Source organism: Halioglobus sp. HI00S01, assembly GCF_001635445.1.
GTDB lineage: Bacteria > Pseudomonadota > Gammaproteobacteria > Pseudomonadales > Halieaceae > Halioglobus > Halioglobus japonicus.
The window spans coordinates 286,639-312,758 of the sequence record NZ_LWEE01000015.1; the positions used below are offsets into that span (position 1 = coordinate 286,639).

28 protein-coding genes are annotated in these 26,120 nt (G+C 58.8%); 17 read left to right on the top strand and 11 right to left on the bottom strand.

The window, feature by feature from the left end; translation table 11 throughout:
* Both mreC and A3709_RS04380 read right to left on the bottom strand, forming a co-directional pair.
* Positions 1–858 carry a rod shape-determining protein MreC gene (gene mreC, locus A3709_RS04375; protein WP_369795120.1) on the bottom strand — a complete coding sequence of 286 codons (858 nt, stop codon included), beginning with the start codon at positions 856–858 and terminating at the stop codon, positions 1–3.
* Positions 859–963: 105 nt separating this feature from the next.
* Positions 964–2,001, bottom strand: a complete 1,038-nt coding sequence (locus tag A3709_RS04380) for a rod shape-determining protein (RefSeq protein ID WP_066050600.1) — start codon at positions 1,999–2,001, stop codon at positions 964–966.
* 237 nt (positions 2,002–2,238) lie between these two features.
* Here A3709_RS04380 and gatC point away from each other — a divergent pair, with 237 nt between their 5' ends.
* The 4 genes from gatC to A3709_RS04400 all read left to right on the top strand — a co-directional run bounded on the left by gatC (position 2,239) and on the right by A3709_RS04400 (position 5,751).
* On the top strand, positions 2,239–2,526 hold the full coding sequence (gene gatC, locus A3709_RS04385; RefSeq protein WP_066050602.1) for an Asp-tRNA(Asn)/Glu-tRNA(Gln) amidotransferase subunit GatC: 288 nt from the start codon (positions 2,239–2,241) through the stop codon (positions 2,524–2,526).
* Positions 2,527–2,555: 29 nt separating this feature from the next.
* Complete coding sequence (gene gatA, locus A3709_RS04390) at positions 2,556–4,022, top strand: Asp-tRNA(Asn)/Glu-tRNA(Gln) amidotransferase subunit GatA (protein ID WP_066050605.1); 1,467 nt, start codon at positions 2,556–2,558, stop codon at positions 4,020–4,022.
* A complete protein-coding gene (gene gatB, locus A3709_RS04395; protein WP_066050608.1) occupies positions 4,022–5,464 on the top strand; it encodes an Asp-tRNA(Asn)/Glu-tRNA(Gln) amidotransferase subunit GatB in 1,443 nt (480 codons plus the stop codon). The genes gatA and gatB overlap by 1 nt, the downstream gene beginning before the upstream one ends.
* Complete coding sequence (locus A3709_RS04400; protein WP_066050610.1) at positions 5,461–5,751, top strand: PA4642 family protein; 291 nt, start codon at positions 5,461–5,463, stop codon at positions 5,749–5,751. Before gatB ends, A3709_RS04400 begins: the two co-directional genes overlap by 4 nt.
* 5 nt (positions 5,752–5,756) lie before the next feature.
* Here A3709_RS04400 and A3709_RS04405 read toward each other — a convergent pair whose 3' ends face one another.
* The gene (locus A3709_RS04405) at positions 5,757–6,185 is read right to left on the bottom strand and encodes an MAPEG family protein (protein ID WP_066050613.1); all 429 of its coding nucleotides are present in this window, start codon (positions 6,183–6,185) and stop codon (positions 5,757–5,759) included.
* 77 nt (positions 6,186–6,262) lie between these two features.
* Between A3709_RS04405 and A3709_RS04410 the strand changes: the two genes are divergently transcribed.
* Genes A3709_RS04410 through dapE form a run of 3 tightly spaced genes read left to right on the top strand, consistent with a single transcriptional unit; the run spans position 6,263 to position 8,809 of the window.
* Positions 6,263–6,619 carry an ArsC family reductase gene (locus A3709_RS04410; protein ID WP_066050617.1) on the top strand — a complete coding sequence of 119 codons (357 nt, stop codon included), beginning with the start codon at positions 6,263–6,265 and terminating at the stop codon, positions 6,617–6,619.
* A 23-nt stretch (positions 6,620–6,642) separates the two neighbouring features.
* Positions 6,643–7,662, top strand: coding sequence for a 2,3,4,5-tetrahydropyridine-2,6-dicarboxylate N-succinyltransferase (dapD, locus tag A3709_RS04415; protein ID WP_066050620.1), 1,020 nt, complete (start codon positions 6,643–6,645; stop codon positions 7,660–7,662).
* A 13-nt stretch (positions 7,663–7,675) separates the two neighbouring features.
* On the top strand, positions 7,676–8,809 hold the full coding sequence (gene dapE / locus A3709_RS04420; RefSeq protein WP_066050622.1) for a succinyl-diaminopimelate desuccinylase: 1,134 nt from the start codon (positions 7,676–7,678) through the stop codon (positions 8,807–8,809).
* On the opposite strand, the gene A3709_RS04425 is transcribed toward dapE, so the two are convergent.
* From A3709_RS04425 to A3709_RS04435, 3 genes are read right to left on the bottom strand one after another with little or no spacing between them, the layout of a single operon-like run.
* Positions 8,795–9,553: an SDR family oxidoreductase gene (locus A3709_RS04425; RefSeq protein ID WP_066050625.1), complete on the bottom strand. Its 759-nt coding sequence runs from the start codon at positions 9,551–9,553 to the stop codon at positions 8,795–8,797. The genes dapE and A3709_RS04425 overlap by 15 nt on opposite strands.
* Before the next feature lie 60 nt (positions 9,554–9,613).
* Positions 9,614–10,444 (bottom strand): class I SAM-dependent methyltransferase, encoded by an 831-nt coding sequence (locus A3709_RS04430; protein WP_066050628.1) that lies wholly within the window; start codon positions 10,442–10,444, stop codon positions 9,614–9,616.
* Positions 10,389–11,681 carry a hypothetical protein gene (locus A3709_RS04435; RefSeq protein WP_066050632.1) on the bottom strand — a complete coding sequence of 431 codons (1,293 nt, stop codon included), beginning with the start codon at positions 11,679–11,681 and terminating at the stop codon, positions 10,389–10,391. Before A3709_RS04435 ends, A3709_RS04430 begins: the two co-directional genes overlap by 56 nt.
* A 93-nt stretch (positions 11,682–11,774) precedes the next feature.
* Here A3709_RS04435 and A3709_RS04440 point away from each other — a divergent pair, with 93 nt between their 5' ends.
* Positions 11,775–12,272 (top strand): leucine-rich repeat domain-containing protein, encoded by a 498-nt coding sequence (locus tag A3709_RS04440; protein ID WP_082849886.1) that lies wholly within the window; start codon positions 11,775–11,777, stop codon positions 12,270–12,272.
* On the top strand, positions 12,269–13,150 hold the full coding sequence (locus A3709_RS04445; protein WP_066050635.1) for a lysophospholipid acyltransferase family protein: 882 nt from the start codon (positions 12,269–12,271) through the stop codon (positions 13,148–13,150). The genes A3709_RS04440 and A3709_RS04445 overlap by 4 nt, the downstream gene beginning before the upstream one ends.
* Here the strand turns inward: A3709_RS04445 and A3709_RS04450 are convergent.
* Genes A3709_RS04450 through dapA form a run of 3 tightly spaced genes read right to left on the bottom strand, consistent with a single transcriptional unit; the run spans position 13,147 to position 15,838 of the window.
* Positions 13,147–13,902, bottom strand: a complete 756-nt coding sequence (locus tag A3709_RS04450; RefSeq protein ID WP_066050638.1) for an MBL fold metallo-hydrolase — start codon at positions 13,900–13,902, stop codon at positions 13,147–13,149. The two genes, A3709_RS04445 and A3709_RS04450, sit on opposite strands and share 4 nt — an antisense overlap.
* 8 nt (positions 13,903–13,910) lie before the next feature.
* Positions 13,911–14,966: an outer membrane protein assembly factor BamC gene (gene bamC, locus A3709_RS04455; protein WP_066050640.1), complete on the bottom strand. Its 1,056-nt coding sequence runs from the start codon at positions 14,964–14,966 to the stop codon at positions 13,911–13,913.
* Positions 14,966–15,838 (bottom strand): 4-hydroxy-tetrahydrodipicolinate synthase, encoded by an 873-nt coding sequence (gene dapA, locus A3709_RS04460; protein ID WP_066050642.1) that lies wholly within the window; start codon positions 15,836–15,838, stop codon positions 14,966–14,968. Before dapA ends, bamC begins: the two co-directional genes overlap by 1 nt.
* A gap of 171 nt (positions 15,839–16,009) precedes the next feature.
* On the opposite strand from dapA, the gene A3709_RS04465 reads away from it, so the two are divergent.
* From A3709_RS04465 to A3709_RS04485, 5 genes are read left to right on the top strand one after another with little or no spacing between them, the layout of a single operon-like run.
* Positions 16,010–16,516, top strand: coding sequence for a DUF3806 domain-containing protein (locus A3709_RS04465; protein ID WP_082849887.1), 507 nt, complete (start codon positions 16,010–16,012; stop codon positions 16,514–16,516).
* Between the two features lie 60 nt (positions 16,517–16,576).
* Positions 16,577–17,707 carry an ABC transporter permease gene (locus A3709_RS04470; RefSeq protein ID WP_066050645.1) on the top strand — a complete coding sequence of 377 codons (1,131 nt, stop codon included), beginning with the start codon at positions 16,577–16,579 and terminating at the stop codon, positions 17,705–17,707.
* Positions 17,707–18,480 (top strand): ABC transporter ATP-binding protein, encoded by a 774-nt coding sequence (locus A3709_RS04475; protein ID WP_066050648.1) that lies wholly within the window; start codon positions 17,707–17,709, stop codon positions 18,478–18,480. The genes A3709_RS04470 and A3709_RS04475 overlap by 1 nt, the downstream gene beginning before the upstream one ends.
* A gap of 48 nt (positions 18,481–18,528) precedes the next feature.
* Complete coding sequence (locus A3709_RS04480) at positions 18,529–19,491, top strand: MlaD family protein (RefSeq protein ID WP_066050651.1); 963 nt, start codon at positions 18,529–18,531, stop codon at positions 19,489–19,491.
* A 2-nt stretch (positions 19,492–19,493) separates the two neighbouring features.
* Positions 19,494–20,066, top strand: a complete 573-nt coding sequence (locus tag A3709_RS04485) for a membrane integrity-associated transporter subunit PqiC (protein ID WP_066050654.1) — start codon at positions 19,494–19,496, stop codon at positions 20,064–20,066.
* Here the strand turns inward: A3709_RS04485 and A3709_RS04490 are convergent.
* Complete coding sequence (locus tag A3709_RS04490) at positions 20,063–20,827, bottom strand: SDR family oxidoreductase (protein ID WP_066050656.1); 765 nt, start codon at positions 20,825–20,827, stop codon at positions 20,063–20,065. The genes A3709_RS04485 and A3709_RS04490 overlap by 4 nt on opposite strands.
* A 332-nt stretch (positions 20,828–21,159) precedes the next feature.
* Between A3709_RS04490 and A3709_RS04495 the strand changes: the two genes are divergently transcribed.
* Entirely contained in the window at positions 21,160–23,625 is a 2,466-nt protein-coding gene (locus tag A3709_RS04495) for a TonB-dependent receptor (protein WP_066050659.1), read from the top strand.
* Positions 23,626–23,638: 13 nt separating this feature from the next.
* Here the strand turns inward: A3709_RS04495 and A3709_RS04500 are convergent, their stop codons facing one another.
* Positions 23,639–24,316, bottom strand: coding sequence for an SOS response-associated peptidase (locus A3709_RS04500; protein ID WP_066050661.1), 678 nt, complete (start codon positions 24,314–24,316; stop codon positions 23,639–23,641).
* A gap of 138 nt (positions 24,317–24,454) precedes the next feature.
* Between A3709_RS04500 and A3709_RS04505 the strand changes: the two genes are divergently transcribed.
* Together A3709_RS04505 and A3709_RS04510 are read left to right on the top strand one after the other, a co-directional pair.
* Entirely contained in the window at positions 24,455–24,889 is a 435-nt protein-coding gene (locus tag A3709_RS04505; protein ID WP_066050664.1) for a Zn-ribbon domain-containing OB-fold protein, read from the top strand.
* Between the two features lie 16 nt (positions 24,890–24,905).
* Complete coding sequence (locus A3709_RS04510) at positions 24,906–26,093, top strand: lipid-transfer protein (RefSeq protein WP_066050667.1); 1,188 nt, start codon at positions 24,906–24,908, stop codon at positions 26,091–26,093.
* The last annotated feature ends 27 nt before the right edge of the window (positions 26,094–26,120 follow it).

A 26,120-nucleotide genomic window follows, 5' to 3' on the forward strand; every position in this document is an offset into this window, starting at 1 on the left:
TCAGCCTTCCCGAGCAGGAGTTGGAGTGAATACCAGTAGCACGTGACGACTGCGATCCAGCGCCGCACTGGGCATGGCAGTAATGTATGCAAACGGCTGGCCGGGGTCGCGCTCTATTTTGTCGACCACCGCCACCGGGTACCCGACCGGAAAACGCCCGCCCAGACCCGATGTCACCAGCAGGTCACCCTCCTGGATATCCGTCGTCGCTGATACGTGATGGATTTCCAGTGATCCGAGGCTACCAGTACCCTCCGCAATGGCCCGGACGCCGTTGCGGTTAACCTGCACTGGAATGGAGTGGGTAGCATCGGTAATCAGCAGTGCGCGCGAGTTGATCGGGCTGACCTCGACAATCTGACCCAACAAACCGTCCGCATCAATGAGGGGCTGGCCGACATATACGCCGTCCATTTCACCCTTATTGAGCACCAGTTGGTGACGAACTGGATCGGGTGATACGCCGATCAGCTCCGCAACCAGTACGTCATCGCGCAATATCGCGCTGGAATTGAGCAGTGCTCTCAGACGAACATTTTCGGCCTGCAGCGATGCCATTTGGTGGGAGCGCCCCTGAAGTACCAGATTCTCGCGCTTGAGGCGGGCATTTTCTTCCTGCAGGTCATCTCGGGAGACGAGATTGTCCTCATTCCACTCGGCCATCCGCCCGGGAAGATCCGCTACCCAATAAACCGGCGCGGCAGCGATTTCCATCACTGAGCGCGTGGATTGCAGGGCGTTATAGCGTAAATCGGCGACAATCAGGGCGGCGAGTAGCACCACTGCCAGTAGCAGGCGCAACCCCAGGGTGGACTCTTTGACGAACAGTGGCTTGATGACAATTCCTATTCTGGCAATTCAGGCATCAGCCCCATTCTACTGCAGGAGCGACCGGGGTCGCGAACAAATTCGCGCGGCCGCAGGCAATGGTTGACCGCGCTAGCTGCGCGGCCAGAAATCGCCTTATTCGGTAGAGAGCAGATCGATGGTTCGACGATCCATCAACTCCATGGCCCGGCCGCCACCGCGGGCTACACAGGTCAGGGGATCTTCGGCAACAATCACGGGCAAGCCGGTTTCCTCGGAGATCAGTCTGTCCAGATCGCGCAGCAATGCGCCGCCGCCAGTAAGTACGATACCGCTCTCAGCGATATCGGCAGCGAGCTCAGGGGGAGACTGTTCAAGCGCGGACTTCACGGCCTGCACGATGGACGTCAGGGGGTCCTGCAGTGACTCCAGGATTTCATCGCTGTTGAGCGTAAAGCTGCGCGGCACACCTTCGGCCAGGTTGCGACCACGAACATCGATTTCACGCAACTCACTGCCCGCAAAGGCACAGCCGACCTCGACCTTGATGCGCTCTGCTGTGGCATCACCAATCAGGCTGCCATAGCGGCGCCGCACGTGGGACACAATAGCCTCATCGAACCGATCGCCGCCGACTCGCACGGAGTCGCGATAGACGATGCCGTTGAGGGAAATAATCGCAATTTCGGTGGTGCCACCACCCACATCCACCACCATACAGCCGGTGGCTTCCTCCACGTCCAGTCCTGCACCAATGGCAGCCGACATGGGCTCTTCAATCAAGCGTACCTCGCGCGCACCGGCACTGAGTGCAGATTCGCGAATCGCCCTGCGCTCAACCTGGGTCGACATGCAGGGCACACACACCAGCACTCTGGGGCTGGGGCGGATAAATTTACTTTCGTGAACTTTGGCGATGAAGTGCTGGAGCATCTTCTCGGTGACCTGGAAATCCGCGATCACGCCGTCTTTGAGAGGGCGAATGGCGGTGATATTACCAGGTGTGCGGCCGAGCATACGCTTGGCCTCGGTGCCCACGGCCTCGATGGTCTTCTGACCATTGTGGATCCGGATGGCGACTACCGATGGCTCGTCCAGCACAATACCCTTGTCGCGAACGTAGATCAGGGTATTGGCCGTACCCAGATCAATGGAGAGGTCATTGGAGAACACTCCACGCAATTTCTTCAGCATTAAAATTTACTACCTTATGACTAGGATGGAGAACTGGGCTGGACAGACCGCGAAGCTCCCTACCAACCGCACCAAATTGCTCCCTGAGAGCCAGATTACGGGCGATTTTGACCGACTTATATATTGTCGGATTATTCGAGCAACTGTATCAACGCCGGGGATTTTGGGCAAGGCGCAAATGTGATAAGTTTACGCCCCCTGCCGCCTCCGGGGCGGCCCTCCTCTGGTTAGACAAGCATGGCTATCGAGCAAGACGAAATAGAGAAAATTGCGGAACTCGCACGCATCCGCATCGGCGCCGACCAGATCGGCGAAGTAACCCAGCGAATTACCGAGATTCTCGGCATGGTGGACCAACTCCAGGCCGCCGATACCGCCGGGGTGGAGCCCATGGCCAACCCGCTGGACGCCACGGCGCGCCTGCGCGCGGACGAGGTCACTGAACTCAATCGCCGCGACGCCTTCCAGGCCATCGCACCCGCCACGGAAGACGGGCTGTATCTCGTCCCCAAAGTTATCGAATAAGCGGCCTGCGCCGCCTCAGGATTATCTCCATGCACCAATTGACTGTTGCCGAGCTGTCCGCGGGATTGCGAAACAAACGCTTTTCCAGTGTCGAGCTCACCAGCACTTATCTCGGCCGTATTGAGCGGTTGAACGGCGATCTGAACGCCTTTATCACCGTAGATCGCGAAGCGGCGCTTGCCGCTGCAGCCGAGGCCGACACCCTGCTGGCCAGCGGCCAGGGTGGCCCACTGACGGGTGTACCCATTGCCCATAAAGACATCTTCTGCACCGAAGGCATGCGCACCAGCTGCGGCTCGCGCATGCTCGACAACTTTGTGCCCCCCTACGACGCCACCGTGATTCGCCGCTTCCGCGACGCCGGCGCAGTCATTCTGGGTAAAACCAACCTGGATGAGTTCGCCATGGGGTCCTCCAACGAGAACAGCTTCTACGGCGCTGCCCACAACCCCTGGGACCTGTCGCTGGTTCCAGGCGGATCCTCGGGCGGCTCTGCCTCTGCCGTCGCTGCCCGACTCGCCCCGGCAGCCACCGGTACTGACACCGGCGGCTCCATCCGTCAGCCTGCGGCGTTCTGTGGCATCACCGGCCTCAAGCCGACCTACGGCCGAGTCTCGCGCCTGGGCATGATTGCCTATGCCTCTAGCCTCGATCAGGGCGGCCCCATGGGCCATACCGCCGAGGACTGCGCCCTGCTGTTGAATGTAATGGCCGGGCACGACCCTCTGGACTCCACCTCTTCCGAACAGGCCACCGAAGATTACACAGCTGCGCTGAACAACGACCTGCAGGGCCTGCGCATCGGTTTGCCCGCCGAATATTTTGGCGACGGACTGGATCCGGCAACGGGCGAATGCATTCAGGCAGCGCTCAGGGAACTTGAGGCCCAGGGCGCCGAGCTGGTGGAAATTTCCCTTCCCAATGCCGCCCTGACGATTCCGGCCTACTACATCATCGCGCCAGCGGAGGCCTCCACTAACCTGTCGCGCTTTGATGGCGTTCGCTACGGCCACCGCTGCGACAACCCGGCCGACCTGCACGACCTGTATACCCGGACCCGGGAAGAGGGTTTTGGCGACGAGGTGAAGCGCCGCATTCTGGTGGGCACCTACGCGCTCTCGGCCGGCTACTACGACGCCTACTACAAGAAAGCACAGCAGGCACGCCGCCTGATCCGCGACGACTTTATGGCCGCCTTCGACAAAGTTGATGTTATCGCCGGCCCCACCACACCAGGTCCGGCTTTCGCACTGGGCGCCAAGAGCAATGACCCGGTTGCCATGTACCTGGAAGATGTCTACACACTGGCCGTCAACCTGGCCGGTCTGCCGGGCATCTCCACTCCAGCAGGCCTGGTTGATGGCAAGCCGGTGGGCCTGCAACTGATTGGTCGCCACTTTGAGGAATCGCGTCTGCTGAACGTGTCACACCGCCTGCAGCAGGCCACCGACTGGCACAAAGCCATGCCTGCCATCGCCGAAGGAGGTGCCGCCTGATGCAATGGGAAACAGTCATCGGCCTTGAAGTACACCTGCAACTGGCCACGCAGTCGAAGATTTTTTCTGGCTCACCAACCACGTTCGGTGCCGAACCCAACACCCAGGCCAGCGCAGTCGATCTCGCCATGCCGGGCATGCTCCCGGTACTGAACAAAGAGGCGGTGCACATGGCCGTCATGTTCGGCCTGGGTATCGGCGCCGAGATCGGCATGCGCTCAGTATTCGATCGCAAGAACTACTTTTACCCAGACCTGCCCAAGGGCTATCAGATCAGCCAGTTCGAGGCACCGATCGTCGGCACGGGCACGTTTGAGATCCAACTGGAAGACGGCAGCACTCGCGAAATCGGCATTACCCGCGCCCACCTCGAGGAAGACGCCGGCAAATCGCTGCACGAAGACTTTCATGGCATGAGCGGCATCGACCTCAACCGGGCCGGCACACCATTGCTGGAAATTGTCTCCGAACCAGACATCCGCTCGGCGGCGGAGGCGGTGGCCTACCTCAAGGCCCTGCACAGCCTGGTCACGTATCTGGGCATCTCCGACGGCAATATGGCCGAGGGCTCGATGCGCTGCGACATCAACATTTCCCTGCGCCCGCACGGTCAGGAAGAATTCGGCACCCGGGCTGAAATCAAGAACGTCAACTCGTTCCGCTTTGTAGAGCGCGCGATTCGCCACGAGATCGAACGTCAANCCGACATACTGGAAGACGGCGGCAAGGTGATCCAGGAGACCCGCCTGTACGACCCCGACCGCGACGAAACACGCTCTATGCGCAGCAAGGAAGTGGCCAACGATTATCGCTACTTCCCTGAGCCGGATCTGCTGGCTGTCGTCATTGACGAAGCCTATGTCCAGGCCGTCCGCGAGAGTTTGCCAGAGCTGCCCACCGCCAAGCGCGACCGCTTCATGGCGCAGTACAATCTGTCTGCATATGATGCGAATGTGCTCGCAGGCAGCATTGCGCTGGCCGACTACTATGAGTCGGTTGTCGCGGCCTGTGGCGATGCCAAGATTGCCGCCAACTGGGTGCAGGTTGAGCTGCTCGGACAGCTGAACAAGGTCGAACAGGAGATTACTGCCTCGCCCGTCAGCGCGGATGCACTGGGCAATCTGATCGCCCGCATTCTCGATAACACCATCTCGGGCAAAATTGCCAAGCAGGTGTTCGAAGCCATGTGGCAGGGTGAAGGCACGGCGGATGAAATTATCGACGCCAAAGGGCTGAAGCAGGTGTCAGACACAGGCGCCATTGAAGCTATGGTCGATGAAGTCATCGCCAACAGCGCCGCACAGGTCGAGCAGTACCTGGCGGCTGACGACGCCAAACGAAAAAAACTGGTCGGCTATTTTGTCGGCCAGGTTATGAAAGCCTCTAAGGGCCAGGCCAACCCTGGCATGGTTAACAAACTACTTGCGCAAAAACTGAAATGAAGAAAGACAAACAAAAAGTTATCGACGAAGTCTGGACCGAAGACCACGTTCGCAGCTTCCTGAATTTCCGCCCTCACGACGGCAGCAATGAGGATTTCCACATCCTTTTGAAGGCATACCAGAGCATGCGCGCCGACGACTTTGCGCTATTTCTTGGCATGTTTACCGAGCAACAGCGCGATGTGAATGCTGCAGGCCGCGATGGCCGCACGGTACTCGCCATTGTCAGCGAGCACCGCAATGGCAGCGCCTACGCTGACATCCTGAAGAGCGCCGGCGCAGCATAAGGCCGCTACATCGCGGCGAGCACCGCCCTGATCACCATTGCCCACAGGGCCAGGCTGGAGATCAAGTAAGCCAAAAATCGGTGTAATACCCGGTTGTAACTGCAGTGAATCAGTGAGTGCAGCGCTCGCAGCGCGACGAATACCCAGGCGCAGGTCACGTGAATACTGTCCACCTGCCCCAGGACCATCAGGTACAGGCAGACCACATAGAACAGCACCGGCAGCTCGAACATGTTCTTGAAGTTGTGGCTGGCTGAGGAGGATTCCGGCGGAATCTGCGCTGCAACCTGGTCTGGCGAGCGCACATCTTCGATATCAATGGCGTTGGCTGTCATGTACCCCCCACGCTGGACAAACATGTAGATCCAGACCAGCAGTGTCAGGCTCAGCATACCCAGCATAGGCAGCGCCAGGGAGTGGTCGATCGATTCCATTATTTCACCTCGGTTATTGTGATTTTTTTGCTATGCTAGCGCCCCCTTGATTTTCATACTTAGCCACAGGAACGCCAGTGATTACACTCTACGGTATCAAAAATTGCGACACGGTAAAAAAAGCACGCAAGTGGCTCGACGAAAAAGGCGTGGATTACCGCTTTCACGACTTCCGCGCCGACGGCGTTGACGCCGATCAGGTAGCCAACTGGCTGGATAGCCTGGGCTGGGAGACGGTGGTCAATCGTCGCAGCACGACCTGGAAGGGCCTCAGCTCCGAGCAGCGCGAGGGAATGGATCGAGGCAGCGCACTGAGCGCGATTGTCGAGGAACCCACACTGGTCAAACGCCCCCTGCTGGACACCGGCGGCGAATACCATTGCGGTTTCAAAGCGGATCAGTACGCCCAGATATTCAATCACCACACCCTCTGACAGGGTAAGAGCAGGACAAAAACATGACAGATGCAGCCTTTGCCTTCGGCCTCGGCGTCGGCACACTCAACGCCAAGGGCGAGTGGCTAGAAATTTTTTATCCGCAGCCGGTTCTCAATCCACCGGCAGAACTGGCGGCTGCGGCAGATCACTGTGACAGCGGCGCTGTACTGACACCAGAACAACTGCGCGAGATCGAAAACAAGCTTACTTCTGCCGGCGAGACAGAGCTGGCAGCATTCGCGAATCGCATGCGCAACAGCGGCCGCCCCGCCGCCGCAGTGTTACTTAAGGAAGATACGGCCCCCGGCAACGTACCTGAGGGATATCTCAAACTGCACCTGCTGTCTCACCGCCTGGTGAAGCCCCACGGTACCGACCTGACCGGTCTGTTTGGCGTGTTGCCGAATGTGGCGTGGACCAGCGAGGGCGCTGTCGATCTCGAGGAATTGCCCGAGCGTCAGATGGCCGCGCGTCTGCGCGGTGAAGTACTGGAAGTAAGCTGCGTCGATAAGTTCCCGAAAATGACCAATTACGTAGTCCCGGGCGGCGTGCGCATTGCCCACACCGCGCGCGTGCGCCTGGGTGCACACCTGGGCGAAGGCACCACGATCATGCACGAGGGCTTTGTTAACTTTAACGCGGGCACCGACGGCCCTGGCATGATCGAAGGGCGGATCTCCGCAGGCGTGAAGGTCGGTGCAGGCTCAGACCTTGGCGGTGGCTGCTCCACCATGGGCACACTCTCTGGCGGTGGCAACATTGTGCTTTCCGTTGGCCAGGAGTGCCTGATCGGCGCCAATGCCGGCATTGGGATTCCCCTCGGTGATCGCTGCACCGTGGAGGCAGGACTGTTTGTCACCGCGGGTACCAAGGTTGCTATGCTCGACAGTGAAGGCAACACCGTTGAGACGGTTAAGGCGCGCGACCTGACCGGTAAGAACGATCTGCTGTTCCGCCGCAACTCCGCCAATGGCGCGGTGGAATGCCTGACCAACCGCTCCGCCATTGAATTGAACGAAGAGCTGCACGCTCACAACTGATTGAGTGACCAACATGGATAAGACCCTGGAATTATGTTTCGACCTGATTCGACGCCCTTCGGTAACCCCGGAGGACGCCGGCTGCCAGGCGATGATGATGGAGCGATTGACGGCCATCGGCTTCGACTGCACCCCACTGCCTTTCGGCGAAGTCGACAATTTCTGGGCCACACACGGCGAAGACGGCCCCATCCTGGTCTTCGCCGGCCACACCGACGTTGTTCCCACGGGTCCACTGGAGCAGTGGAATACCCCGCCCTTCGAACCCACCCTGATCGGCGATACCCTGTTCGGCCGTGGCACTGCCGATATGAAGGCCAGTCTCGCGGCAATGGTCGTGGCCTGTGAGGAATTTATCGCTGAACACCCCGACCATCACGGACGTATTGGTTTCTTGATTACCTCTGATGAAGAGGGGCCGGCAGTAAACGGTACGGTGCGCGTTGTCGAACATCTCACCAATGCCGGCGAGCAGATTGACTGGTGCCTGGTGGGTGAACCTTCCAGCACGGCCTCCCTCGGCGACGTGATCAAAAACGGCCGCCGCGGGTCACTCAATGCGCGACTCACGGTGCACGGCGTTCAGGGGCATATCGCCTACCCACACCTGGCATCCAACCCCATTCACTCCCTGGCACCGGCGCTACAGGCACTGACCGGGGAAGTCTGGGACGAGGGTAACGACTTCTTCCCCCCGACCTCTATGCAGGTATCCAATATCAATGGCGGCACCGGTGCCACCAATGTTATTCCCGGCGAGGCAGAGGTGATGTTCAACTTCCGCTTCTCAACCGAAGTGACCGACGCTGAATTGCGTCGCCGCACCGAAGACATTCTGAATGCGCATGCGCTGGACTACAGCATTGACTGGAATCTCAGCGGCCAGCCTTTCCTCACCTCCAGCGGCGCCCTTGTAGAGGCGGCGGTGGCGAGCATTCGAGATGTCACCGGTACAGAGACCGAGTTGTCGACATCAGGCGGCACGTCCGATGGACGGTTTATCGCGCCCACCGGAGCTCAGGTGGTAGAGCTGGGCCTGATTAACGCCACTATTCACAAGCTCAACGAGGAGGTTAACGCGCCAGACCTGCCGCGTCTCACCGCCATCTACAAAGGCATTATGGAGCGGCTGTTAACCGCCAACTGACGTCAGCATGGCCTGAGCACCCATGCGGGCAATATCGCCATTGCCTGTACCGGGAATCACAAACAACTGGCCGCTACCCAATGCGGCCAGACTGGCGGCGACGACTTCCTCGCTCTCCGCCCACATCTCATCGGGGAACCGGGAACCGTCAAAGCCCTGCTCGGTCATTGAGTCGTGGATCTCGGTGCGCACCAGCCCGGGGCACAGCGCCTGCACTTCGATACCCTGATCGGCAACCTCTGCCGCCAGCGATTGTGAGAAATAGTTCAGGAACGCTTTGGTAGCCCCATACACGGTCAGGCCCGGTCCGGGCACAAATGAGCCCAGCGACGACACATTGATGATCGCGCCACCACCGGCCTCAACCATAAAACCAATCGCTGCGCGACACAGGGTGATGGTCGCATCGCAATGCAGGGCCAACATACCTCGCTGCTCTTCAATAGCAGAATCAGCGAAGTGGCCGTAAGGGCTGTAACCTGCATTGTTCACCAAAATATCGACCGGCCCCTTCTGGCGTAACATCTCCATGGTGTGGGCAACACCCTCGACAGTCGCCAGGTCCGCCGCCACAGCGTGAACCTCGCACTCTGCCGCCAACTCCTCCGCCAGCGCCTCCAATCGATCCAGGCGACGCGCTACCGCGATAATCACATCACAACGGGATGCCAACTGGCGACAAAACTCTATGCCGAGGCCAGACGAAGCGCCTGTGACCAGCGCGATAGTTTTCGAATCAGGCATGCGATATCCATCAGGTGTTATTCAAGAGGCGAGGATCATACCCCGTGATCAGGGTGGGTGTCAGGCCAGAGCGCGCAACACATGAACATCATAGCGCACAGCCTTGCCCTTTATACTGTGCGAGGGTTTCAGCTCATCGAGAAAGCCCGCCTTGGGCGGCCGCTTAACGACGACTCTGGCCACATCCTGGGCCAGGGCCCAGTGCAGCAATCCAGCCTGATCCTGGTTGTCGTCCTGCAGCAGAAACTGGAACAGCGCCATCTCTTTCTTGACCGCGGCGCTCTTGTCGCGGGCGGGAAACATAGGATCGAGATAAATCACATCCCGAGGATCATCTACCCGCTGCGGCGCCAGAGTACTGTCACCCTGCCAGAGCACCATCCTTCCGGAGACCTCCTGCAACCACGAGTCACCGCGAACGGCCCGCGCCAGGCCATCACTTAACAGGCTCTGAATCAATGGGTTGCGCTCACACATCAATACATGGCAGCCAAGGTCTGCCAGCACGAAGCTGTCCCGTCCCAGCCCGGCAGTGGCATCGACCACATGCAAGCTGGATTTTTTCCCAACCCCGACAGCACGCCCCAGTAACTCATTGTGACCTGACTGGCGCCTGTGACGCATATCTGCGGCGCCAAAATCCACTGTCACTGGCCCCGGAGCTCTCCGCCCGGTCAATTGCAGGGACAATCCGTCACCGCAATGCAGGAGCAGATCAAACTCAGTGCAATCCCGGGCCACGGTACCCACCGGCAGAACTGGCAGATTCAGTTGCTCTCCCAGCGTTTCCGCTGTGACCAAATAGACAGGATCCGCCGGCACAATGCCAGCCGTATTACTCCTCGCCAACGCCACCCTGCCTGCGCCTGGCGAGCAGTTGTGCCAGGTCATCAAACAATTCCTCAGCTGACGCGGCGGGCTCCAGCGCTGAATCAGGCACGACAGCCTCCTGGCGCGGCTCGGGAGCCGCCGTATCCGTCATTGCGCTGTTCAGGCGCGCTTGTTCGAGACCCAGTTCAAGCCTTCTGCCCTCGAGGTCGAGACTCACCTGAAGATTGTGCGCGTACCGCGACAGACCGTGTTTATCGGTAATCAGCAGGCGGAATATCTGGCGCGTTGCATCGCAATCGAGATATTCAGTGAGCTGGCACCGCATGGCATTGAGGCGTTTACCGGAGAGTTGCACGCCTGCCAGTGCTGCCAGCCCTCTGTTACAAGCGCTGACAAATGCCGGCGCCGGCACTTTCTGGGAACCCAGATTACTGTCGACAATCGACGTATCAAATTCTCCGACCAAGATCTGCTCGGCCACTGCGGTGTCGACCATACGCGCCAGCTCAATCGTGACATCACCGACGATATAGCTGAACACGGACGGGTTAACGCCCGCAGCCTGGTAGAGCTCATAGTGCCCACCCACATGATAGGCCGTGCGTATTCTCGGGACGGTGTTGCCTTTGGATGCGGCGCGAGCAACCGCGTTATCGGCAACGACCAGTAACATGAAGTAGAACAAATCGCGATTTGCCTCCGGCCCGAGACTTTTGTTCCAGACGTAGTAGCCATCACCGGTGGTGGTGCGGGCAAAATCAATATCAATGCCAATCGATGCCAGCTTGTTATAGGCGGAGTTAAAGGAGTAGGACAGACTGTTGAGCTGGCTCGCCTGTTCAAACGGCGTGAACAGCGAAAACTCAACAATATCGAACAGCAGCACCGCACGGCTATCAACATAACTGACGCCATAGCGGCAAATCATTTGTTCAACTGCGTTGAGCACAGCGGCCTCATCACTCAGTGGTGAGCTCAGTTTAATAAAGGTGGGCGCCACCTCCAGACGCTTCGAGATAGCAAACATATCGTCGCGACTGCGCCGCCGACTGCCGGAAATCAATTCGCGAACAAATTCCTCGTTGTCATGGTTATCGCCAGCACAATAGTTGCCGAGAAAGTAGTGGGGCACCATGACCACCAGCAGACCGCGTTCGTCAGCGCTCCAGCACAACACAATATTCTGGCCAAGACGCCACTGCTTACGCAGGGTTTGCTCGAGAGTTTTGAGATTACCCCGCTGCACGATGGACATCGCGGCGGCATCGGTATGAGTATTACTGCCTTTCTCGTCCATTTCTATTCTCTTTTCCTTAGTGCTCAGGTGTTATTATAGAAACCCTGATGTGACCGGGCCAAGGCCCTCACCCATTGTAAGGAGAACTCTGCAGTGATCCAGAGAATTCTGACGGTGACTGCGCTGCTGCTCCTGGCAGGCTGCGGCAGCTACGATCTTTCGGTAAACGATCGCGTGGTGTACACGCCCCGCCCGCTATTCAGTGAATACACGATAGCGGACCCGGCACTGGCCAGCTGCGTACAAAACGAGATTGAACGCCTGAACATCACCCATGCCAGCCAACTACGCGACCTGAACTGTTCGGATTCAAACGTTGCAGACCTCTCCGGGATCGAAGTATTTACTGGGCTCAGCAGGCTCATCCTGCGGGACAACAGCATTGCCAGCGTCGCACCGCTGGGCAAACTCAGTCTGGTGATTGAACTGGACTTACGCAGCAATCAAATTGTTGACCCCCGCCCGCTTTACGACCTGCCAGCGCTGCAGAGCCTGGACTTGCGCGGCAACGGCTCCCTTACCTGCCCCGGCGGTGGCGCCCTGCTGCAACTGGACACACTGACACTGCCCGGCCACTGCCCGCAACGATGATTTATCGCCTCATCGCCTTTCTGCCATTCCCGCTGCTGTATGTCACGGCGTGGTTGGTCTATGTACTGCTGTACCACGTGACCAGATATCGGCGCAAAGTCGTCAGCGAAAATCTTGCGGGGGCATTTCCGGAGCTGTCAGCAGCCGAGCGGGCGGATATCGGCAGGCGTTTCTATCGCCGCCTCGCCCAGGTAGCGCTGGAGATCCTCAAAGCCCGCCGGATGCAGCGGGATGAATTTCTCGATCGTATGAAGGTGCTCAACCCTGAGGTTTTGCGCAAGGCCAGCGAGGACCACACCCGCTCCGTGATTGTTGTCACCATCCACCAGGGTAACTGGGAGTGGATGCTGCATGGCGCGGTAGCCGAGCTGGGCATTCCCATTGACCCCGTGTACAAGCCGCTGCACAACGCTCAGGTTGATCAGCTGATCTATGACATTCGCAGCCAGTTCGGCTCACGCCCACTGGCCATGGACAAGGCCACCCGGGACATTCTCGGACGCCGCAGAGAATTCAGAATCTTTGTCATGGTGGCCGACCAGTCGCCCATTCGCAGCGAACGCGGGTACTGGACGACCTTTATGAATCAGGAAGCCAATTTTTACCTGGGTACGGAGACCATCGCTAAAATGACAGGCTTTCCCGTGGTTTTCGCCCAGTGCCATAGACGCAGCAAGGGACGCTATGAAATCGAGTTCCATGAACTCGCCGAGCGGCCCTACGACAAGGAATCCCACCTCATCACCGACCGCTACGTGGCGCTCGCTGAAAAAGCCATTCGCGAAGATCCGGAAAGCTGGCTGTGGAGCAATCGTCGCTGGAAGCGCGATCGCGCCGCCGAAGATGCCGCCGAGCAGGCTCAGGAACCGTCCTCCTAAACCTCCAGCCAGCCAAAGCCGTCAGCCTGACAGGCCCAGACTATATTGCGGGCACGCTCACCCACCGGCTGCAGAGCGGCTTCCGCCAGCGGCCGCGCATTATTTTGTTCACTGATGTGGGCAATCACCAGGTGGCTGAGGGACGCTGGCGCCAGGTGCCCGAGTAAATCCGCGGCCTGCATGTTGTTCAAGTGCCCCCAGTCACCGCCGACCCGGCGTTTCAACTGGGGCGGATATTGGCCCGCCTGAAGCATGTCTTGATCGTGGTTGAACTCGAGCACGAGCGCGCCACAGTGGCGATAAGCCTCGACGACATGCGGCGTAATACAGCCAAGATCGGTCAGAATCCCCAGGCTGAGGCCAGCTGCATCAAACCGGTACTGGCAGGGTTCGGCTGCGTCGTGGGGCACTCTCACCGTCTGCACGGAAATATCACCGAGGGCGAAACAGTCCTCGCTGTTAAAGCAGCGCAACTCATAGGCACCGTCACAGCGCCCGCTGCCGGCAGTGCCGTAGGAAAGGTATACAGGGATGTCGAACTTGCGTGACAACTTGGCAACGCCCGCACAGTGATCGCTATGCTCGTGAGTCACCAGAATCGCGGATAGGTCGTCAGGGACAAGGCCCAGTCGGGCCAGGCGGCGAGTGGTTTCCCGCACGGAGAAACCACAGTCCACCATCAATAGTGTGTCACCGGCCTGGACCAGGGTCGCATTACCCTTGCTGCCAGATCCGAGAGATGCAAAACGCACTACAGGCCCTAGTTGATATTACCCTTGATCAAACTGAGCATGGCCTGTTGCTCACGCTTGGTGAACGCTATCTCTGAATCTTGCGGCCGCAGGAAGATCGCCATATTGTTGTCGTCTTCACGCTTGAGGCTGATCACAAACGTCTCGCCCACGTGAGGCTGATCATCGTCAGAGTCCCACAGCCAATCGAACCAGCTGCTTTCCTCAAGCGCAGCCTGACCCAGGAATACCGCAAAGTAGTCGCCGGTGCTGCGATCCCGATCCGAAATCTCGAAGGTCGATTTCTCAATCGCCCGGCCCAGTGATGCCCAGGCGCGATCGTAGGGCAGTTCCAGCGCTATATAAGGTTCACCGGCCGCAGTCTCCTGCAGGGCGATCTTACCTGTAGCATTAATGGTCTGGTTGGCCACCATGGATACCTGGGCGCTGCCTGCGGCGTTGGCAATGTACTGTGCCAGGGCGCGCAACATTTCGGTTTCCTGATCGGGGTTATCCGACGTAGAGGGCCAGTTATCGACATCGCCCGCCTGAATCATCTGCAGCACATGCAGCTCACTGGTACCGCGCTGAACCCCCTGGTCGATGCGAATTCTGAAGCGGCTAGCAATAGGCTGTGACTCCAGCTCCAACCAACCGGTCTCCATAAGACCCGCACGCGCGTCCACCCGGGCCACCGAAATACCCGCGCCCGTCAGAAAACTGCGCACCTGTGGCCAGACTTCTCCAGGAGCTTCTGCGACCAGTGCCCACTGCTCGGCACCGAGCCGCTGAATACGCACCAGCTGATCGGAGTTACCCGCGACCAGTGGCGTAGGGCGTGGCACCTCGAAGTCGCCCGCCAGTACCACATCCTGTTCCACTTCAGGGATTGGATAAATTTCCTGCAGCGACCGCGAGTCCTTGCCATCCGGAACTGCGATCACGGGGACTTCTTCGGCTTTTTTATAGTCTTGAGAACGATCGGGGAACATGCCCCCGTCGCCAAACAGATAGCCGCAGCCGCTCAGTGCTGCCGCCAGGGCAATAGACGCTGGAATGCGCATCGCTGTGCTTAGTGAAATCATTATACTCCTGCAGCCTCCAGCGCGGCTCGAACGTCGGCGTGGTATTGCTCGTCCAACACGATCAGTGGCAGGCGAATGCCCTCGCCAATCAATCCCTGTTGCGCCATGGCCCATTTCACAGGGATTGGGTTGGCTTCCAGGAACAGCGCGCTGTTGAGTGGTGTCAGCAATTCGTTGATGGCACTGGCGCCCTCGCGATCACCCGCCGTGGCCAGCGCACACAGCTGTGCCATTTGCCGGGGGGCAACATTCGCGGTAACCGAGATGTTGCCCTTACCACCGGCCAACATCAGGTCCATTGCAGTGGGATCATCGCCAGAGTAAACGGCAATCTCATCGCCGCATCGGGCGATTAAGTCACGACCGCGCTCCCGATCGCCCGTGGCATCCTTGATGCCTACAATATTCCGGTGTGTCGCCAACTCGGCAACGACCTCGTTGTCCATATCGACAGCAGTGCGACCGGGCACGTTATACAGAATCTGAGGCACATCAACAGCGTCAGCTACCGCCCTGAAGTGTGCATAGAGGCCTCGCTGAGTGGGGCGATTGTAGTAAGGAGTGACCAACAGGCAGCAATCGGCGCCGGCATCGGCAGCGGCGCGTGTCAGTTCAATCGCCTCGCGAGTGGCATTGGCACCGGTGCCAGCCATGATTGGAATGCGGCCAGCCACAGAGTCAACACAGAATTTAATCACTTCACAGTGTTCGGGCACACTCAATGTAGCGCTTTCGCCGGTGGTTCCCACCGCACCAATAGCACCTGTACCCGCCTCGATGTGCAGTTCCAGGAGCCGCTCCAGGGCCGCCCAGTCCACGCCACCATCTGCATTCATGGGCGTTACCAGGGCAACTATGCTACCGCTAATCATTTACTGTCTCCGATACTGATCCAGGGCCGTCCGAAACTGCTCGCCCGAGGGAAGAGGGCCATTATCCATGTAGGGGGCGGAATAACAACCGCGTCAACGCCCCGGCAGCGCCCTTTCGCTAAGCCGGCGGGGGACCTAGAATGGCTACTCAAACCCCATGGAATCGTCCCTATGTATAAATTCCTTGCCTCACTGTTCATGGCCGCGCTAATCACAGCTACACCGATCGCGGCGGCCGACGAGGATGAACTGCACATCAGCGAACCCTCCAAACTGGACGTGGGGTATCTCCAGCAGCAGCGTGACCTCATGGGCAATCTCGTGGCAAGCGAGTATGGCCGCCGTTTCCAGATGGTGAAACGCAATGATCTCGAGCTGCTACAACGGGTTATCGACGACCGCCTCATTGCTCCGGGACAAACCCGCGAACTGCAGGCAATGGGTGTAGTAATGGGCGACTTGTTGGCAAAAGAGCACGATCTGCACTGGGTCATTTACGAGGATAAGATCGGGCGCAGCCGCGCATTGCGCTATCGCAACACCGATACCTTTGTGTTCCCAATGACCATGATTGCAAGGCGCTACGAAGTAGGTAATACCGAATCGGTGGCTGATATCTACGCCCGCGCCGAGGCCGCCATCCAGGCAGGCAAACCACCCCTGCCCTACCAGCAGTAAATCATTGGTATTCTCTGAGCTTGGCAGTAGACTGATAGCAAAGGGCTGATCACGAACCGCATGGACTCCAACCCGGCTGGCTTCCAACTTCTCACTGAGGATCCCGACCAGGCGATCCTGGAGCTCTCGGGCGACTGGGCCCAGGGAAACGCACACCGCGACTTTGATATTCTCCGGGACGAGTTACCCTTCGTGCAGAGCAAGAGCCTGATCGTCGACGGCTCTGCCATTGGCCAGTGGGACTCAGTCCTGATGGCGTTTCTCCTGCAATGTTTCAATCAATGTCGCGATGCCGAACTGGCGTTCAGCACCCGGGAGATGCCCGAGGGCGTCGAGCGCCTGCTGAGCGTGGCGACTGCCGTTCCCGAGCACACGCCCCCGGACCCTCCCCCCACATCCGTATGGAAGCAATTGAACCCAACGGGGCTGCTGAGGACATTCTGGAAGCGAACACGGGAAACGCTGGCCTTTATCGGCGAACTCAGCGTCGCGCTGATCAACCTCGTCCGCGGCCGGGCCAACACCCGCTACACCGATTTCCGGCAGTTTTGCTATCAGGCCGGGCCCAATGCCTTTGCCATTATCAGCCTGACCAGCGTGCTGGTCGGTATGATTCTGGCCTATCTGGGTGCGGTGCAGCTGCAGCAGTTCGGCGCGGAAATCTATGTGGCCGACCTGGTGGTTATCGGCATGCTCCGCGAAATGGGCGTATTGATGACGGCAATTGTGATGGCGGGACGCACCGGCGCCGCCTATGCCGCGCAACTGGGCACCATGCAGACCAACGAAGAGATTGACGCAATCACCACCATGGGAATTTCGCCCATGGAATTTCTCGTTGTGCCACGCATGCTGGCTCTGGTGGTCATCATGCCGCTGCTGACCGTGTACGCCAATCTGCTCGGCATTATTGGCGGCGGTATCGTCGCCGGCGGCATGGGAATCACACCACTGATGTATATCGCTGAAGGCCAGACCGCTCTGCACATGAACCATATCCTGGTTGGCATGTGCAAAAGCGTGGTGTTCGCCATTCTGATCGCGGCCGCTGGCTGTCGCGCTGGCATTAACAGCGGCCGCAGCTCTGCCGCAGTCGGCCAGGCCGCCACCGAGGCCGTCGTCACGTCTATCGTTTATCTGATCGTGGCTGATGCGGCGATCAATATCATTTGCCAGCAGGTAGGTATCTGATGGATACCCATATCGCCGTTCGCGGCCTGACCATGGCCTATGGATCATTGCTGATTCAGCGCGACTTGAACTTCGACATTCACCGCGGCGACATTTTCGTCATCATGGGCGGCAGTGGTTGCGGTAAAAGCACCCTGCTAAAACACATGTTGGGGCTGCTGCCTCCCGCCTCCGGGGACATACTTTATTCCGGTGACAGCTTCGTGAACGCCACCGCTGACCACTGCGAGGCCATGCGCCGCCGCTGGGGCATTACCTACCAGTCCGGAGGCTTGTTCAGTGCTATGACCGTGGGTGGCAACGTCGCGCTGCCGCTGCAGCTCTACACAGACTTTGCCGCGGACGATATCGCCGACATTGTGGCCTATAAGCTCGCCCTCGTCGGGCTCGCGGGTTATCAGGAGTACTATCCCTCGGAGATCAGCGGTGGCATGCGTAAACGCGCTGCCCTGGCCCGCGCCATAGCCCTGGACCCCGAGATATTGTTTTTTGACGAACCCTCTGCAGGACTGGACCCAATCAGCTCCCGGCTATTGGACGAGCTGATCGTACAATTGCAGGAATCCATCGGCGCAACAGTGGTCATGGTGACACATGAATTGCCGAGTATTTTTGGCATTGCCACAAACTCGGTGTACCTGGATGCACAAAGCAAAACCATGATTGCCTACGGCGATCCCCGTGAATTGCGTGATCACAGCGACCAGCCGGTCGTGCGACAATTCCTGGCCAGGGAAAGCGCGAGTGATTCAGAGCAGGCCGCGGCGAGTTGAGCAGAAAAAGATGAGCACTGAGCATAAAAAGCCAGAAGCGAGTAAGCCATGAGTGAAAAACCCCACACGGTAGCCATCGGGGCGTTTGTGACCGGCGCCCTGCTGATCGCGGTGACGATGATTATTTTCGTCCTCGGAACCGGTTTCGGCAGCGAACGCAGCAAGGTCGTCATGGTATTTGAAGGCTCCGTGAAAGGACTGACACTCGGCGCTCCCATCGCCCTGCGCGGCGTTCAGGTGGGTCAGGTCACCGATATCGAACTCATCCTGGACACGGAAACCGTCGACCTGATCATGCTCGTTGAAGCCGAGATTCGCGGCGAGAACGTGCGCCGCAGTGGCACCAGCACCGAATCCCTCACCGAGGAACTGATTTCTCGCGGGCTGCGCGCCCAGCTCAACACCCAGAGCCTGCTGACCGGGCTTCTCTATGTTCAGCTGGATTTCCACCCCAACAGCGAGATCAAGCTCGCCGATGTGGATTCGCCCTACCTGCAGATACCGACGATTCCCACCGAACTGGAGCGGCTGCAACGCAAGCTCGAAACCATTGATTTTGCGCGCGTCGCCGGCGATCTGGAAGCTGTGGCTTCAGGCCTCAACCACTTCGTGACCAGCGAGGGCTTTCAGGGGCTCCCAGCCCAAGCCCAGAGCACGCTGGCATCACTCACCGATCTCAGCGAACGCTTGTCGGCACAGATAGACAGCAGCGGTCCGCGCCTGGATCAACTATTGGACGGCGCCAACACTACGGTCAACACCGCCAACCAGGAGCTACCTGAGCTGGCGGCGCTGGTAAAAGGGAATCTCGCTCAACTCGAGAAGGCCATAGGCACATTCCAGAGCGGCGTCTCAGAACTGGAATCACTGCTGGACCAGGATTCCGCTACTGTTTACGAACTCAACCGGGCTCTGCGTGATCTCTCACAGGCCGGGCGCGCGCTGCAACAGCTGGGCCGCACGTTGGAGGAACAACCCGAGGCCCTGCTCCGCGGCAGGCAAGGAGACTAATCATGAGAGTATTTGCACTGGCCTGCGGCATACTGTTACTGGCTGCCTGTAGCAGCACACCCAGCAATCACTACCTGCTGCAGACCAAGGTGAACAGTATCCCCGCCAACAGCTCTCCGTCAATCGGCGTGGGGCCCGTCGAAGTCCCGGCCTATCTGCGCAGGGAACAACTGGTCTACAGCACCGGGGGAAACCAGATTGAGATCGATAGCGTGCAGCGCTGGGCGGAGCCACTGGAGGGCGGCATTGGCAGAGTGGTTAGCCTGAATCTGGCCGACCTGCTCGAGACCAACAGTGTCCAGACCTTCCCCTATCACTCCAAGCGCTTGCCGGAATTTGGCATCAAGCTGCATATCCACAGCCTCGACGCACGCCCCGGAACAGCGAGCCTGGTGGCAGAGTGGCTGGTTTATCGACCCGCCAGCGGCGAATCAATGGAACGGAGACTGACCCAACTGACCACGGGTCTGGATGGACAGGCTGAGCTGGCCCCGCAACTTGCCGGGGCGTACAGCGAATTGCTGTGGCAACTCAGCGAAGAGATTGCCGGCGCAGTGCGCAGCCAGCTCGACTAGAAATCGTCGGGACGCAGCATGGCATCTGAGCCGCCATCGATAAAATAAACCGACCCACAGACAAAGTCCGCCTCTTCAGACAGCAGGAACCGCATCACGTTGGCGATCTGGTCCGGCTGGGCAGTGCCGCCCCAGGGCACCATGCCACCAAAGTCGCGCATCGCCTGCCCCAATTCCTCATCGGCATACACCTGCTCGGTCAGCGGGGTCATGGTAATCCCGGGAGCCACCGCATTCAGCCGCACACCGGCCTTGGCATAGTCCACCACATTGCGACGCATCCAGGCGGTTACCGCGCGCTTGGAACCCGCATAAGCAGTGTGGCCGTCTTTGCCGGAGATATCTTCGATTGTGGCGGCTTCGTCACCCGCCAAACAGAGCTCGACGTAGGGGTCGTCCTTAGGAACCATAGGCGCTGAATTCGACGCCACCAGCAGCATACTGCCCCGGCGCTGCCCCACCAGATCGCGCAAACCTTCTGCCATTTCTACGACAGCGAAGTAGTTCACGGCAGGAATCAATCCCAGTGGGCGCGCCACTGGCGGCAGGCCTGCGCAGGGAATGAATCCGTCGAGTCCCTCAGGCGCCCGCTCCCTGATGCCGGCAATGGCTGCCTCGCGCCCCTCGCGATTTGAGAGGTCAGCAATAATATCGCCCTCTTTAATATCTACAGAGATGACTTCATGGCCACGTTCCAGCAGCTGTTTTCTCAGTTCACCACCTATACCGGTGGCGCCGCCGGTCATTGCATACAGACCCATTTTGATTGCTCCACATTGTGAAAGGGTTCACATTCTACCCGGGGTTTATCCTGTACCATCGTACAATAAAGGCATCTCAGGCATTCTTTTTCAGCCTGGTTTAAGGTTTTGTGCGAACAATTCGCGCCTTCGTGGAAAAACTTCTGAGATGTCGATTTTCCGCAGGCTTTGAGGTCGCCTGTGAAGGTAGAATCAGCCCCAGAATTGGTAGGGAAACCGGCCTTATAACAACAACTTATACGTGAAAGCCGGAAGGTCACTGCACCGCTTAGAGTCGCAGGGCGCCGGACAGCATTAACGATACAAATACATTGAACTACGGGACATAACCGATGAGTAACCCAAGCACCGATCGCGGCCTGCAAGCTGCGACGAAAAAGCCCCTGCATAAGGCCGTAAAGACTGCCCTGTTTGCACTGGGCGCAAGCACGCTGGCCGTTCCGGCCTTCGCCCAGACCAGCGCCGGCGGCTACAGCCTGGCCCTGGAAGAAATTGTGGTCACCGCCCAGAAGCGTGAAGAGGATTTCATGTCTGTACCTGGCTCGGTGAACGCGTTCACCACCCAGGACATGATTAACACTGGCGCCGCCACCATTCAGGACATCGACACCTTCATGCCCGGTGTGGATATTGCGGACACCGTCGGCGGTACCACCCAGTTCGGCATTTCGATTCGCGGCATCTCCAGCCCGAATATCAGCTCGGGTCAGGACGCCTCTGTGGCCGTGTTCTACGACGGTTCATACATGCCCCGCGCTGTAACCTCTATCCCGTTCACCGACATCTCGCGCACTGAAGTCCTGAAAGGCCCCCAGGGCACGCTGTTCGGCCGCAACGCCACCGCCGGTGTAATCAACATCGTGCCCAACAAGCCCCACGAAGAATTTGAGGGTTTTGTAAAAGCGCGCGTCGGCAACCAGAACATGCTGCGCATGGAAGGCATGGTGAATGCTCCAGTTACAGACAATGTATTCTTCCGCGGCAACCTGTTCTCTCACCAGCGCGACGGCTTTACTGAAACCGCCACGAACGGTGACGACTTCCGCAATGAAGGCTTTATTGCCGGCCGCGGCGTACTGCTGTGGGACGTGTCCGAAGACACCTCCGTCCAGTTGGCGGCAGACTTTGAAGACCGTGATGAAATGCCCCGCGCCGCTATCGGCGTGAACCCCAAGTACTCTTACCAGGGCAGCGAAGATCCCTTCCGCAGCAAGGACCAACATGATGTAGCCGGTGCAGGCAATGCATACGACAGCAACCGCAACAACGAGGAAGAAACTCGTGAAATGTACGGTGTATCGTTACAGATCGACCACGTCATCAACGATGCATGGTCCATGTTCGGTATCGTCAGCTACCGCGAGTGGGAAACCACCAACCTGCAGGAAGAGGACGGCACTGCCCAAATGCGCCGCTACCTCGACACCAACAACATCGAAGATTCCGACATTCTTTACAGTGAAATCCGTTTCAACTTTGTACAGGACAACCTCGACCTGATCCTCGGCGCGAACTACAGCCAGGAAAACGTATTCCAGCGCACCGACATCGGCCTGCTGGCTGACTCCTACATGCAGTTCGTCAGCATCGATCTTCTTCCAGAAGTCGGTATTGAACCCGATCAGGATACCCATGCCTGGGATATCTTCGGCGACCAGCCCGACCAGTGGTGGCTGGACGTATCCAACTTTGCCGGCGTAGCCGTACTGCCGCCCGAATTCAGCGGTGAATACTTCACTGAAACCATGGATAACACCGGTGACTTCGTCAACTGGGGCGTATTCATTGACGGCACTTACCAGCTCACCGACACCATTCGCATCGCCGCCGGCCTGCGTTACAGCTATGATGAGAAGGACTACTCCTGGCAGACCTATCCCTCGACCATCGACTGGCCGATCGCTCCTGCCCGCGTGAACTACAACCCTGCCGAGACCGGCGCACCGGAAGATCAGTGGTTTGGCAAGTTTGAGTCCAGCGACGACTGGAACAAGACCACCGGCCGCCTCGTTGCCGACTGGGAATTCAGTGATATCGCCATGGCCTACGCCTCTTACTCCACCGGCTACAAGTCCGGCGGTTTTGACGGCCAGAGCTTCAAGTCCGTACAGACCGGTTCCTTCGCACCTGAAGAGATTCAATCTTTCGAAGTCGGCCTGAAGGGTGATTTCTTTAACGAGACACTGCGTACCGAGCTGTCTGTGTTCCGCCACGAACTGGACGATCGTCAGGTTCAGCGCGACATCAAGGAAGGCCCGGATGATCCCACCGCGGCCCCCGGTATCGTCAGCGAAGACCTGGAAGTAGACGGTATCGAGCTGCTGCTGACCTGGACAGTCACCGACAGCCTGCGCCTGGGTGCACTCACCACCTATCGTGAAACCGAAGAAACCTCTGACACCTACTTCAACTCGGCAGGTGAACTCGCCGGTGGCGAGACCATCGAAGACGACTCCGGCACAGAGTACACGCTGAAGTTCGACTGGACCCCTGAGATCCCCACCGGCTTCCTGCTGGTACACGCGCACTACGTGTATAACGAGGACACCGGCCCCAACGAAGACACTGCGATCTACACCACTGGCCCCTGGTACTTCCAGGACCAGAAGCTGCTGAACGCACGTATCTCCTGGACCAATGACGATGAGAACATCGAAATTGCGCTGTGGGGTAACAACCTGCTGGACGAAGAGTACGCCGTGAACCCCGGCGGCCTGGCTGCTGATGTACTGGGTGCCTACCACACCCGCATCGACGACCAGCTGACCTACGGCCTGGATCTGCGCTACTCCTTCTAATTGAACTCCGCCCTCAGGGGCGGAGCTCGATCAGCTCTCCAAACCCCTCCATCTCGGAGGGGTTTTTGTTTCTGCTATTACCAATGCTTGCGGGCAGTTCCTGCAGGTACAATTCCGATTTCAATTCGCTGCGGAACACCGGATCATTGGCAGCAATCGGCCGACTATTGTCCAACCACCGGCTCCATTCATCTTCCGCCAATACCACCGGCATGCGCTTATGCCAGGGTGCAAAAGGTTCTGCGGCAGCGGTGGTCACCAGCGTGCAGCTGAGCATCTGCGAACCATCGCCATCCCAAACATCCCACAACGCCGCAACCGCGAGCGCATGCTGGGCATTGGAAATCAACCAGGGGCTCTTGCGCCCCGCCACTGTGCGCCACTCAACAAAGCTACTCATCGGCACAATACCGCGCTGACGCTTGAAGGGCGTGCGAAATGCGCGGCTGGTCGAGAGACTTTCGGAGCGGGCGTTGAACATACTGTACTTCTGATCAACCGCCGGCGCCCAGGAAGGCGTCAGCCACCAGCGCGCGGCATCCATCTGTCTGCCCGCCCCCGTGTCGAGAACCAACCCCACACCTTCTGTCGGCGCGATGTTAGTGGCAGTGGGCAGCTTGAGATCAATTCCGAGGTCGCGCAGTAACGACTGCAACCCTGGGCTATCAATGACATTGAATCTTCCACACATGGGGCTCACTTTGCCTAACTCCGCCGCCGGGCTCAATACAGGTCTGTTTAGGTAAACCCCCTCTGGGTCAATCCGGCGCTGCCTTGCCTGCCTGCAGCGGGCGGTTTACCCTGACCGGCGTTTTTTCTGGAGGTTCTCATGAGCGACAAACCGCTTGCGCCGGCCATTGACGGCTGGCATACCATGGAAGTTAAGCCCCACCTGATCGGCACCCAGTGCAAACACTGTGGTACTTACTTCTTCCCCAAGAACCACGACTACTGCCGCAATCCGGCGTGTGACTCCACCGACTTTGACGAAGTGGAACTGAGCCGCACGGGGCATATCTGGAGCTATACCAACGCCTGCTACAAGCCGCCCGAACCTTTCGTGGCCGCCGAGCCCTTCGAGCCCTACGCCATCGCAGCGGTACAGCTGGAAAGAGAACAAATGGTCGTCCTCGGCCAGGTCATCGAAGGGGTCAGCTGTGAAGACCTCAAGGTCGGCATGCCGGTCGAACTGGTACTGGAACAACTGCACGAGACCGATGACGATATCAAGATGACCTGGAAGTGGAAGCCCGCAGAGGCCTGAGCTGGAGTGAACGACAATGTCTAATGAAGTAGCAATTCTCGGCGCCGGCATGCACCCCTGGGGTAAATGGGGCCACAACTTCGTGCAGTATGGTGTGGCTGCGGCCCGCGAAGCCCTGGCGGACGCCGGTGTACCCTGGCAGGACGTAAAGTTTGTGTCCGGCGGTGCCACGGTGCGCTGCGGCTATCCGGGTTATGTCGCCGGTGCCACCTTTGCCCAGGCACTGGGTTGGCAGGGCGCCGAGGTCAACACCTCCTATGCGGCCTGCGCATCCGGGTCCCAGGCCCTGGCGGCTGCCCGTAACAAAATCCTCGCCGGTGAGTGCGACGTTGCCCTGGTGGTTGGCGCAGACACCACCCCCAAGGGTTTCCTGGCACCCGCCAAAGGCTATCGCCCGGAAGATCCAGACTGGGTCCGCTTTTACCTCGGCATTACCAACCCCACGTACTTCGCCCTGTACGCGCGTCGACGCATGGATGTGTATGGCGACACCCTGGAGGATTTCGCGGCGGTTAAAGTCAAGAACTCGCGCATCGGCGCGCATAACCCTCGCGCCCGGTACAAGAAACAATTCACCGCTGAAGACGTGGCCGCCTCTGCCATGGTGGCCGACCCGCTGCGCCTAATGGATATCTGCGCCACCTCCGATGGCGGCGCGGCGCTGATTGTTTCCAGCATTGAGTACGCTGAAAAGCTCGGCAAAGGCGACGCTCCCCGCGTCGCCGCCATCTCTACCACCACGCCAACGTTTGCCAGCGGCGTGGTTGAGATGCCGGATATCGCCACCGACTCTGCGGCAGCAGCGGGCATTGAAGCCCACTCTTTCCGTTCCACGCTGCCGCTGAAGGCCTACGAGGAAGCAGGCATTGGCCCTGAAGACGTCGATCTGGCTGAAGTCTACGACCTCTCTACCGCACTGGAGCTGGACTGGATTGAGGATTTACAACTGGCACCTCGCGGCGAAGCGGCGGCGTTACTGCGCGCCGGCGACACAGCGATTGGCGGTAAGATTCCAGTGAACGTGTCCGGCGGTCTGGCCTGTTTTGGCGAGGCGGTCCCCGCCCAGGCACTGGCCCAGGTATGTGAATTAACCTGGCAGCTGCGCGGTGAAGCCGGTGATCGTCAGGTACAGGGCGCCAAGGTAGGAATTACCGCCAACCAGGGTCTCTTTGGCCACGGCTCGTCCGTCATCGTAAAACGTTAACCCACACTGGGGCGACGGTGCGTCGCC

Bases quoted from the DNA above. Each gene is read 5' to 3' on its own strand.
- A3709_RS04430 (WP_066050628.1), bottom strand. From the start codon at position 10,444: ATGACCTGGCACAACTGCTCGCCAGGCGCAGGCAGGGTGGCGTTGGCG.
- A3709_RS04505 (WP_066050664.1), top strand. From the start codon at position 24,455: ATGAGCGACAAACCGCTTGCGCCGGCCATTGACGGCTGGCATACCATG.
- A3709_RS04405 (WP_066050613.1), bottom strand. From the start codon at position 6,185: ATGGAATCGATCGACCACTCCCTGGCGCTGCCTATGCTGGGTATGCTG.
- dapD (WP_066050620.1), top strand. From the start codon at position 6,643: ATGACAGATGCAGCCTTTGCCTTCGGCCTCGGCGTCGGCACACTCAAC.
- A3709_RS04495 (WP_066050659.1), top strand. From the start codon at position 21,160: ATGAGTAACCCAAGCACCGATCGCGGCCTGCAAGCTGCGACGAAAAAG.
- A3709_RS04380 (WP_066050600.1), bottom strand. From the start codon at position 2,001: ATGCTGAAGAAATTGCGTGGAGTGTTCTCCAATGACCTCTCCATTGAT.
- A3709_RS04470 (WP_066050645.1), top strand. From the start codon at position 16,577: ATGGACTCCAACCCGGCTGGCTTCCAACTTCTCACTGAGGATCCCGAC.
- A3709_RS04445 (WP_066050635.1), top strand. From the start codon at position 12,269: ATGATTTATCGCCTCATCGCCTTTCTGCCATTCCCGCTGCTGTATGTC.
- A3709_RS04490 (WP_066050656.1), bottom strand. From the start codon at position 20,827: ATGGGTCTGTATGCAATGACCGGCGGCGCCACCGGTATAGGTGGTGAA.
- A3709_RS04435 (WP_066050632.1), bottom strand. From the start codon at position 11,681: ATGGACGAGAAAGGCAGTAATACTCATACCGATGCCGCCGCGATGTCC.
- A3709_RS04480 (WP_066050651.1), top strand. From the start codon at position 18,529: ATGAGTGAAAAACCCCACACGGTAGCCATCGGGGCGTTTGTGACCGGC.
- dapA (WP_066050642.1), bottom strand. From the start codon at position 15,838: ATGATTAGCGGTAGCATAGTTGCCCTGGTAACGCCCATGAATGCAGAT.
- A3709_RS04510 (WP_066050667.1), top strand. From the start codon at position 24,906: ATGTCTAATGAAGTAGCAATTCTCGGCGCCGGCATGCACCCCTGGGGT.
- A3709_RS04465 (WP_082849887.1), top strand. From the start codon at position 16,010: ATGTATAAATTCCTTGCCTCACTGTTCATGGCCGCGCTAATCACAGCT.
- A3709_RS04425 (WP_066050625.1), bottom strand. From the start codon at position 9,553: ATGCCTGATTCGAAAACTATCGCGCTGGTCACAGGCGCTTCGTCTGGC.
- A3709_RS04485 (WP_066050654.1), top strand. From the start codon at position 19,494: ATGAGAGTATTTGCACTGGCCTGCGGCATACTGTTACTGGCTGCCTGT.
- A3709_RS04475 (WP_066050648.1), top strand. From the start codon at position 17,707: ATGGATACCCATATCGCCGTTCGCGGCCTGACCATGGCCTATGGATCA.
- A3709_RS04500 (WP_066050661.1), bottom strand. From the start codon at position 24,316: ATGTGTGGAAGATTCAATGTCATTGATAGCCCAGGGTTGCAGTCGTTA.
- dapE (WP_066050622.1), top strand. From the start codon at position 7,676: ATGGATAAGACCCTGGAATTATGTTTCGACCTGATTCGACGCCCTTCG.
- A3709_RS04400 (WP_066050610.1), top strand. From the start codon at position 5,461: ATGAAGAAAGACAAACAAAAAGTTATCGACGAAGTCTGGACCGAAGAC.
- gatA (WP_066050605.1), top strand. From the start codon at position 2,556: ATGCACCAATTGACTGTTGCCGAGCTGTCCGCGGGATTGCGAAACAAA.
- gatC (WP_066050602.1), top strand. From the start codon at position 2,239: ATGGCTATCGAGCAAGACGAAATAGAGAAAATTGCGGAACTCGCACGC.
- bamC (WP_066050640.1), bottom strand. From the start codon at position 14,966: ATGATTTCACTAAGCACAGCGATGCGCATTCCAGCGTCTATTGCCCTG.